At 74.4% G+C, this 984-nt stretch carries 1 protein-coding gene; it reads left to right on the top strand.

The features are described from left to right. The coding region (locus tag ACL06G_RS21445) for a condensation domain-containing protein (protein WP_412836524.1) at positions 1-984 on the top strand (984 nt) is incomplete at both ends.

Raw genomic sequence — 984 nt, 5'->3', positions numbered from 1 at the left:
GGCAGTCCCGCGGTCCGTCAGGCGGCGGTGCTGGTGTGCGAGGACCGGAACGGCACGTCGCAGCTGGTCGGCTACGTGGTCGCCGAGGCCGGCACCACGTCCACCGCCCTGCACTCCTGGCTGGCGGAGCGCCTTCCGGCGTACATGGTGCCGAGCAGCTACGTGTTCCTGGACGCGCTGCCGCTGACCCCCAACGGAAAACTCGACCGCGCCGCCCTCCCGGCCCCACAACCCGTCACCGGAACCGGCCGGCCACCCCGCACCCCCCGCGAAGAAGTCCTCTGCGGCCTCTTCGCCGACATCCTCGGCCTCGACACCGTCGGCGCCGACGACAACTTCTTCGCCCTCGGCGGCCACTCGCTGCTGGCCGCACGGCTGATCAGCCGCATCCGCGCGGCGCTGGGCGTCGAGGCGGGCATCCGCGACCTCTTCGGCTCACCGACGGTGGCCGGACTCGCCGAGCGGCTCCAGGACGCCGGGCAGGCCCGGGAGGCCCTGCGGCCGGCCGAGCGTCCCGAGCGGGTGCCGCTGTCCCACGCCCAGCGGCGGCTGTGGTTCCTGGACGCGGCGGAGAGCGGCGATTCTGCCTACCAGGTGCCGTGGACCGTGCGCCTCGCCGGCCCGCTGGACGCCGACGGGCTCCGCCGGGCGCTGGACGACGTGGTGGGCCGTCACGAGGCCCTGCGCACCCTCTTCCCCTCGCTCGACGGCGAACCCCACCAGCAGATCGTGCCCGCGGAGGACGCGCGGGTCCCGTGGCAGGTGATCGACTGCACTGCGGACGAGGTGTCCGGGGCGGTGGCCGCGGAGTCGGCCCGGGCGTTCGCGTTGGACAGCGATCTCCCGTTCCGCGCCCGGCTGTTCCGCACGGCGCCCGAGGAACACGTCCTGCTGCTCGTCATGCACCACATCGTCAGCGACGGCTGGTCGATGCCCGTGCTGCTGCGGGACCTGGGGACGGCCTACGCCGCCCGGCTCGCCGGT

Origin of the sequence: Streptomyces callyspongiae (assembly GCF_047200695.1) — a bacterium.
Lineage (GTDB): Bacteria > Actinomycetota > Actinomycetes > Streptomycetales > Streptomycetaceae > Streptomyces.
The sequence above is the reverse complement of the archived record's forward strand: the minus strand, read 5'-3'. Positions and strand labels throughout refer to the sequence as shown.